Origin of the sequence: Vibrio sp. V08_P9A1T1 (genome assembly GCF_963874405.1) — a bacterium.
In the GTDB taxonomy this organism is placed as follows: Bacteria; Pseudomonadota; Gammaproteobacteria; order Enterobacterales; family Vibrionaceae; genus Vibrio; species Vibrio anguillarum.
Genome location: NZ_CAWNIB010000061.1, coordinates 1 through 8,027, shown reverse-complemented (window position 1 = coordinate 8,027; position 8,027 = coordinate 1). Strand labels below are relative to the sequence as shown.

The following is an 8,027-nucleotide window of genomic DNA, read 5'->3' as shown; positions in this document are numbered from 1 at the left end:
CTTGCTCTCGTGCTACAGCATTCTTTTCGGTAAATTCCTTGTCATAAATTGATACACGTTTTTGCAATATTGTTCATAATTTCAGGAGACTTAAATGCTAGAGCTTTTAATTGGCTTGGCGGTAACAGTAGCGGTGGGTTATTTCATTGTTAAAGGTTACAAGCCAGCCGGTGTGTTACTCACCGCAGGTATCGTTTTACTGCTATTAACTGGCGCACTTGGCTATTCAGTGCTGCCAGCCAAAGTACCCTCAACCGGTAACACGGTAACGGATGCACTCGAATTCGTGAAATACATGTTGCGTTACAGTGGTGGCGGTTTAGGCATGCAAATTATGTTGCTGTGTGGTTTTGCTTCGTACATGACACACATCGGCGCCAACAATGTGGTTGTAAAACAGTTTTCTAAACCTCTTTCGGTTATTACATCCCCTTATATCTTGCTGGTTGCTGCTTACATTGTGGCATGTTTGATGTCTTTAGCGGTGAGCTCAGCAACGGGTCTTGGCGTGCTGTTAATGGCCACTTTATTTCCGATGATGGTAGCGATGGGGATCTCTCGTCCGGCCGCAGTTGCGGTATGTGCATCTCCTGCTGCGATCATCCTTTCCCCGACATCCGGTGATGTGGTTATTGCGGCGGAAAAATCAGGCCTACCTTTACACGTTTTTGCCGTGGAAACAGTTCTTCCTGTTTCGATCTGCGCCATTATCGTCATGGCGATCGCGGCCTTCTTCTGGAACAAATATCTCGATAAGAAAGATAATACACCGATGGAAAAAATCGATGTTTCCGCCATCGAAGTGAAAGCACCCGCTTACTATGCGGCTCTTCCATTCTTACCTATTGTGGGTGTGTTCTTATTCAACGGAGAAACCATTCAAGGTTTGAGCCTTGATATTTACACCATTGTGGTCGGATCCATCTTCATCGGTGCATTGGTTGACTTCGTGACGAAGCGTTTTAAAGGTAAAGAGACGTTAGAAGATCTAGAATCGTGCTACGCAGGCATGGCCGAAGCATTCAAAGGCGTGGTGATGTTGTTGGTTGCTGCGGGCGTATTCGCACAAGGTTTGATGTCGATTGGAGCGATTGATAACCTGCTTCATCTTGCAGAAACCGCAGGCGCAGGCGGCATAGCCTTGATGCTGATTTTGACAGGCCTTACCGTAGCAGCCGCTATTGCGACGGGTTCAGGCAACGCTCCGTTCTACGCCTTTGTTGAGTTAGCGCCATCGTTGGCAGCTAAATTGGGCGTGAACCCAGCCTTTCTCATTATCCCAATGCTGCAAGCTTCAAACCTTGGCCGCACCATTTCACCAGTATCAGGCGTCGTTGTAGCAACAGCTGGTATGGGCCAAATCAGTCCATTTGAAGTGGTAAAACGCACTTCCGTTCCTGTCATCCTCGGTTTAATCACTGTCATTATTGGTACAGTAATCCTTGTACCGATGACAGCATAACGTTAACGAACAATCAGGGCGTCCAACAGGGCGCCCTTTTTTTCAAACCGCTATTTTCAAATAGGTGTTATTTACTCTCGCTATAACGCTCCAAGTATAAAATCGTTGCTGCCGTACGCGATGGGACGCGTAGCTTCTTCAGTAAACTCTTCATGTGCACTTTTACTGTCGACTCAGAAATGAACAGACGATCCGCAATTTGCTTATTCCGATACCCTTTCGCGACCTCTTTTAAAATCTGAGTTTCACGGTCGGTTAATGCCTCAAAAAGATCTTCATGCGTATGACGTTCGGCAAGGTACTGAGTAACAAACTCGCTGTACGCTTTTACACCCGTCGCGGCCTGTCTAAGCAGTTCCACCAGCTCATCTGGTTCTGTATCTTTAAGAAGGTAGCCATCAGCCCCCGCTTTCACCATAGCTTCAATATCGAGCGCACTGTCTGATACGGTTAAAATAACGATGGTAGCGGTTGATTCATCCGCACGAAGCGCTGTTAACGTATCGAGCCCTGACATGCCTTTCATATTCAAATCAAGCAGAATGAGATCCGGCTCGATGTCATGCGCCAAAGCGATGGCTTCACTGCCGTTACAAGCTTCAGCAACCACTTCAAAGTCATCTTCAAAACTCAATAGCTGGTTGATACCACGTCTCATCAAAGGATGGTCATCTACCAACATTACTCTACATCTCGTCAAAATTTGTATCCTTTGAACGTTTATATTTCAATATAACTTCACACCCAGCATTGGGTGCGGAGGTTACTGACACTGCGCCATGCAGCCGCGCCGCTCTTTCTTGCATAATGCTTAATCCATAGTGATTGAGCCTAGCACGCTGTTGATCAAAGCCAACCCCATCGTCTTTGACCGTCACCATCACCTGATCGTCTAATTCATCACAGTTGACTTGAATGGCATTAGCTTGAGCGTGTTTGATAGCATTGATAGTCGCTTCTCGGATCAATTGCAGTAAATGCACTTGTTGATGCGCATCTAAATCAATCGATGACAAATTATTATTAAGCACTATCTCCGCCGTAGTTTGCTCGCCAAGTTCCTCTAGCATGCCCTTAAGCGCTTGACCAAAATTGCCTTCTTTAATCGTTAGCCTAAAGGTGGTTAATAACTCTCTTAACTGGGTGTAAGCGCCCGACAAACCTTGATCAATATCTAAAATGATTTGCTCTTTTTTCTCTGCAGCGTGCGGGGTCTCTGCTCGGCCAATCACGCGTTTTAGTAATGATACTTGTATCTTCAGATACGAAAGCGATTGAGCCAACGAATCATGCAGTTCCCTAGCGATGGTGGCGCGTTCTTCCATCAAGATCAACTGTTCGGCTTGTTTCTGTGCTTGATTATAATAAATGGCACGCGACAATATTTGTACGAAGTTATCAATCAAGGCGCTATTTGGACAAGGCAAGCTGTATTGCAGATACAAGTAACCCAGTTGCATCCCATCTAAGCTCAGCAAAAGCGGAGAAAGGGAGAATCCATTGCTCTCACCTTCGGATAAGCGCGTACTTTTACCCGCGTCATCACCAATTTCTAACTGGGCAAATGTGACCCCTTCAATGGTGACCAAGTGTTGCAAAATCGCTTGGAAATTATCTTGGCTAATGCGCGACGCGGTTAACTCTTGCGAGCAGTCATACAACACTTGCAGTGCTTGGTTGGCATTTTGCAATTTATGGGTTTTCTCATTCACCGCTTGCTCCAAACCGAGGTACAGCTTACCAAGGTCGGTGGCCATTTTATTAAACGTGCGGGTTAAGATCCCCATTTCATTATGGCTGGTGACATTGAGCGATACATCAAATGAACGGTTTTGGATCTGCTCACTGGCGGTCACTAGCGAACGCAATGGCCCCACCACTTCCTTACGAATAAAATGCACCACAAACAATGAGATACACAACACACCACCCAACCCCATGCCGCCAAACCAAGCCAGTTGGATCAGCTTTTGTTCTGAGAAGTGCTGCAACTTAAAGACAAAACGGTCGATTTGGCTGACAAATTTCGCTACCTCATCAAGATAGCGGTCTTTGTTCTCGCTATTTAACAAGCTTTTCAGTTCGTGCCAACGAATGATCAACTGATAATAATCTTTGGTGATGTCGTTTGGCACAGGCCAACGCTGTAATGCTTTCATTGATGCTGAATAAAGCGAACGTTCAAAAAGATAAATGTGAGATGAATAATCCACCGAGTTACTTTGAATATCATGTGCCAATCGATAGCTTTGCATACGCATTGAACCAGCAACGTTCACCGCTTCCGCATCATTGAGTGAGGAAGCGAGTGTAAAAATGGCGTAGCCTGTGATGGCAACCGATAACAGTAAAATCGACACCATGGCTTTGGCAATGGTGCTGGTTACCGACTGTTTGGATCGTTTTCTCAAAACATCTCTCCGTGAACCTCTCCTTGCCTATTGTATCTGATTGGGCGCCGCTGTCGTTAAAGCCATTCAATATGTGATCACTCGCGCTTGAATTTATTGATCTAAAACAACATGCCTAGCCAATTACCTCCTTGGGGGTATTTATAGAAATAGGACAAAAACTACAATTTGTGTATGGATAAATGAAGATTTGTTAACAAATACAGGAATGCACTTTGGTTGATCTCTCGAAAAGGCGTTTTTTTTCTCGTAATCAGGTCGATGACACCATTGTCCGCTTGCCTTGGATTGCTCACCCCCTCTCCTTTTCAGATGAGTGCACTCGCTGTGGCCGCTGCCTAGACGCGTGCGAAACAAAGATCATCACCTTAGGTGATGGCGGCTTCCCAACCATAGATTTTCATATTGATGAGTGCACCTTTTGTTATCAGTGCGCGCAGAGCTGCCCAGAGCCGATTTTCGCACCGCGCTCAACACAAGCGTGGCTGGCTAAAGCAAAGCTCGAAGAAAGCTGCTTGGCTAAACGCAATGTGGAGTGTCGTAGCTGCGCTGAGTCATGTGAAGTCAGCGCTATAACATTCAATTTAGTGATCGGAAAAGTGGCGCAACCGAATGTCGATATTGATGCCTGTAACGGATGTGGCGCGTGCGTTTCCATCTGTCCAACCTCAGCCATCCGTGTGAGCAATATTAATAATAATGAGAGATAAACATGTCACTCAATGAAGTACATATTTCAAGTTTGATCGTTCACGTCGTACCTGAACATTTAGCAGCGCTCAAAGCGACAATCGAATCGTTTGAGAACGCCGAAGTGTATGGCCAAAGCAACGAAGGGAAAATGATCGTCGTTTTGGAAACGGAAAATCAAGGCTTCGTTACTGACACCATCGATGCGATTAACAACTTACCACATGTTCTCAGCACCGCTTTGGTTTATCACCAAATAGAAAGTGGGCTGGATGACACGGATACCAACACTGGAACACAACATTCCCACATTGAGGATGACGTATGAAAATGACAAGACGCGCGTTTGTGAAAGCAAACGCAGCCGCATCCGCAGCCGCTATCGCTGGTATTACTCTACCCGCCAGCGCTACAAACTTGATTGCCAGCTCAGACCAAACAAAAATCACTTGGGATAAAGCGCCTTGTCGTTTCTGCGGTACGGGCTGTTCAGTATTAATCGGCACTCAAAACGGCAAAGTGGTTGCCACACAAGGTGACCCTGAAGCGCCTGTTAACAAAGGGTTGAACTGTATTAAAGGCTACTTCCTTTCAAAAATCATGTATGGCAAAGATCGCTTAACACAACCACTGCTGCGCATGAAAGATGGCCAATACCATAAAGATGGAGAATTCACGCCAGTGTCGTGGGATCAGGCTTTCGATGTGATGGCTGAAAAGTGGAAACAAGCTCTAAAAGCGAAAGGGCCGACCAGTGTTGGCATGTTCGGTTCAGGCCAATGGACCGTGATGGAAGGTTACGCCGCCGTTAAACTAATGAAAGCGGGTTTTCGCTCTAATAACATTGATCCAAACGCTCGCCACTGCATGGCTTCAGCCGTTGTTGGATTTATGCGCACCTTTGGTATTGATGAACCGATGGGCTGCTATGATGATTTTGAACACGCTGATGCCTTTGTGCTTTGGGGTTCAAACATGGCCGAAATGCACCCGGTTCTTTGGACTCGTATTACCGATCGCCGTTTAAGTCACCCACACGTTAAAGTAAATGTCCTTTCGACTTATTATCATCGTTCGTTTGAGCTGGCCGACCACGGTTACATTTTCCACCCACAAAGTGACCTTGCCATCGCCAACTTCATCGCCAACTACATCATTCAAAACAATGCGGTGAACTGGGATTTCGTCAACAAACACACTCATTTCAAACAAGCGACAACAGATATTGGTTACGGTCTGCGTGACGAGCACCCACTGCAAGTTAAAGCGAAAAATGCCAACTCCGGTGATGTGACTGCGATTGATTTTGAAGCTTATAAAGCCTCGGTTGCACCTTATACGGTTGAAAAAGCCGCGCAAATGTCAGGTGTTGCCGAAGATAAACTGATCGCGCTTGCAAAACAGTACGCTGACCCTAACACCAAAGTGATGTCACTGTGGACTATGGGCATGAACCAACATACTCGCGGTGTTTGGATGCAAAGCTTGGTCTACAACCTGCACTTACTGACGGGCAAAATTGCCACACCTGGCAACAGTCCATTTTCATTAACAGGCCAGCCATCCGCTTGTGGCACGGCACGTGAAGTCGGAACCTTTTCTCACCGCCTACCCGCTGACATGGTGGTGGCTAACCCCAAACATCGCGCGATTGCTGAAAAGACATGGAAGCTTCCGCAAGGCACCATTCCTGAAAAACCGGGCTTTCACGCGGTACAGCAAGACCGAATGCTCAAAGATGGCAAACTCAACGCTTATTGGGTGCAGTGTAATAACAACATGCAAGCAGGCCCGAATATTAACGAAGAACGTTTACCGGGTTATCGCAACCCAGAAAACTTTATCGTCGTGTCTGACCCGTATCCAACAGTCACAGCGCAAGCGGCCGACTTAGTGCTCCCTACCGCAATGTGGGTGGAAAAAGAAGGCGCTTACGGCAATGCTGAACGCCGCACTCAAGCTTGGTATCAGCAAGTTGGTACTGTGGGCGAAGCAAAATCAGACTCATGGCAAGTGATGGAGTTCTCTAAACGCTTCAAAATGGAAGAAGTGTGGCCAGAAGAATTGCTCGCCAAAGCGCCACAATATCGCGGTAAAACCCTGTTTGATGTGCTGTTCAGAAACGGACAGGTTGACCAATTCCCGCTTGAAGAAGCGCGTGAACTGAACGATGACGCACATCACTTCGGTTTCTATGTACAAAAAGGGTTATTTGAAGAGTACGCCAGCTTCGGACGCGGTCACGGCCACGACTTAGCTCCTTATGATACCTATCATAACGTTCGCGGCTTACGTTGGCCGGTTGTGGATGGCAAAGAAACGTTATGGCGCTTTAAAGAAGGCTCCGATCCTTATGCAAAAAAAGGGTCAGATTGGGATTTCTACGGCAAACCGGATGGTAAAGCGTGGATCATCTCCGCTCCTTATGAAGCGCCGCCGGAATCACCTGATGCCGAATTTGATATGTGGCTGTGTACGGGCCGCGTGTTAGAACACTGGCACACCGGCACTATGACGCGGCGCGTGCCTGAACTTTATAAAGCCGTACCCGATGCGCTCTGTTACATCCACCCAGATGACGCCAAAGCGCGTGGGTTACGACGTGGTGATGAAGTATTGATTTCCAACAAACGCGGCGAAGTTCGTGTTCGTGTGGAAACGCGCGGCAGAAATCGTCCACCGCATGGTTTGGTCTTTATCCCATTCTTTGATGCTCGCATTTTGATTAACAAGCTGATTTTAGATGCCACGGACCCACTGTCGAAGCAGACAGACTTCAAAAAATGTCCGGTAAAAATCACTAAAGTAGCGTAAGCCAGTTAATGAATGCATCGGCTGCCCTATGGGGAGCCGATCTCAGAATGAGCCATTAGGCGGAGAATTTAAGATGAAAAAACTACTGATCGCCCTTTTATCTTTTGGGGCTTTATTTGGCCAAACGGTACAGGCGGAACTGAATAACCCCGGCGGCAACGGTGGGCTGGAATCGCTGCGTGGCGCAACGCAACTTGAAGAGACTCGTCCTGCAGACGACTTTAAGAAGTACCCAAGAGATCAAGCGCTTGAAAGCGAATACGTCTATCAGCCACCTTTGATCCCGCATAACATTCGTGGCTACGAAGTGTCGCTAAACGCCAATAAGTGCCTTGCTTGTCACAGTTGGAAAAATGCCAAAGAGATGGGCGCAACCAAAATCAGTGTGACCCACTATGTTAACCGTGAAGATGCGGTGCTAGCTGACGTCTCACCGCGCCGTTACTTCTGTTTACAGTGCCATGTACCGCAAGCCATTGCGAAGCCTTTGGTGGAAAATGAGTTCAAATCCGTTGATTCACTTCGCTAATCGTAGCCAGATAATAACTTAAGAGGCTATTTATGAAATTATTAAAAGCGTTTTGGAAAAGGCTCACAAGCCCAAGTAAAGCGGCCGTTGGCATCGTATTGTTCATGGGGTTTGCAGGTGG

7 protein-coding genes and 1 pseudogene are annotated in these 8,027 nt (G+C 46.9%); 6 read left to right on the top strand and 2 right to left on the bottom strand.

The window, feature by feature from the left end; genetic code table 11:
* Positions 1-94: 94 nt before the first annotated feature.
* Positions 95-1,462: an anaerobic C4-dicarboxylate transporter DcuC gene (dcuC, locus tag AACT21_RS03450; RefSeq protein ID WP_019281627.1), complete on the top strand. Its 1,368-nt coding sequence runs from the start codon at positions 95-97 to the stop codon at positions 1,460-1,462.
* A gap of 67 nt (positions 1,463-1,529) precedes the next feature.
* Here dcuC and AACT21_RS03445 read toward each other — a convergent pair whose 3' ends face one another.
* Both AACT21_RS03445 and narQ read right to left on the bottom strand, forming a co-directional pair.
* The gene (locus AACT21_RS03445) at positions 1,530-2,162 is read right to left on the bottom strand and encodes a response regulator (RefSeq protein WP_013868534.1); all 633 of its coding nucleotides are present in this window, start codon (positions 2,160-2,162) and stop codon (positions 1,530-1,532) included.
* On the bottom strand, positions 2,149-3,873 hold the full coding sequence (gene narQ, locus AACT21_RS03440; RefSeq protein ID WP_094145171.1) for a nitrate/nitrite two-component system sensor histidine kinase NarQ: 1,725 nt from the start codon (positions 3,871-3,873) through the stop codon (positions 2,149-2,151). The genes AACT21_RS03445 and narQ overlap by 14 nt, the downstream gene beginning before the upstream one ends.
* A 215-nt stretch (positions 3,874-4,088) precedes the next feature.
* Here narQ and napF point away from each other — a divergent pair, with 215 nt between their 5' ends.
* The 5 genes and pseudogenes from napF to AACT21_RS03415 all read left to right on the top strand — a co-directional run.
* The gene (napF, locus tag AACT21_RS03435) at positions 4,089-4,583 is read left to right on the top strand and encodes a ferredoxin-type protein NapF (protein ID WP_017050040.1); all 495 of its coding nucleotides are present in this window, start codon (positions 4,089-4,091) and stop codon (positions 4,581-4,583) included.
* Positions 4,584-4,585: 2 nt separating this feature from the next.
* Entirely contained in the window at positions 4,586-4,891 is a 306-nt protein-coding gene (locus tag AACT21_RS03430; protein ID WP_013868531.1) for a chaperone NapD, read from the top strand.
* Positions 4,888-7,377, top strand: a complete 2,490-nt coding sequence (napA, locus tag AACT21_RS03425) for a periplasmic nitrate reductase subunit alpha (protein WP_094164616.1) — start codon at positions 4,888-4,890, stop codon at positions 7,375-7,377. Before AACT21_RS03430 ends, napA begins: the two co-directional genes overlap by 4 nt.
* Before the next feature lie 73 nt (positions 7,378-7,450).
* Positions 7,451-7,906, top strand: coding sequence for a nitrate reductase cytochrome c-type subunit (locus AACT21_RS03420; protein ID WP_013868529.1), 456 nt, complete (start codon positions 7,451-7,453; stop codon positions 7,904-7,906).
* A 32-nt stretch (positions 7,907-7,938) separates the two neighbouring features.
* Positions 7,939-8,027, top strand: a pseudogene (locus AACT21_RS03415) (cytochrome C); the annotation flags it as partial.

What these genes read in the sequence shown, in the direction of transcription:
- dcuC (WP_019281627.1), top strand. Translation starts at nt 95, where the DNA reads ATGCTAGAGCTTTTAATTGGCTTGGCGGTAACAGTAGCGGTGGGTTAT.
- AACT21_RS03430 (WP_013868531.1), top strand. Translation starts at nt 4,586, where the DNA reads ATGTCACTCAATGAAGTACATATTTCAAGTTTGATCGTTCACGTCGTA.
- napA (WP_094164616.1), top strand. Translation starts at nt 4,888, where the DNA reads ATGAAAATGACAAGACGCGCGTTTGTGAAAGCAAACGCAGCCGCATCC.
- AACT21_RS03420 (WP_013868529.1), top strand. Translation starts at nt 7,451, where the DNA reads ATGAAAAAACTACTGATCGCCCTTTTATCTTTTGGGGCTTTATTTGGC.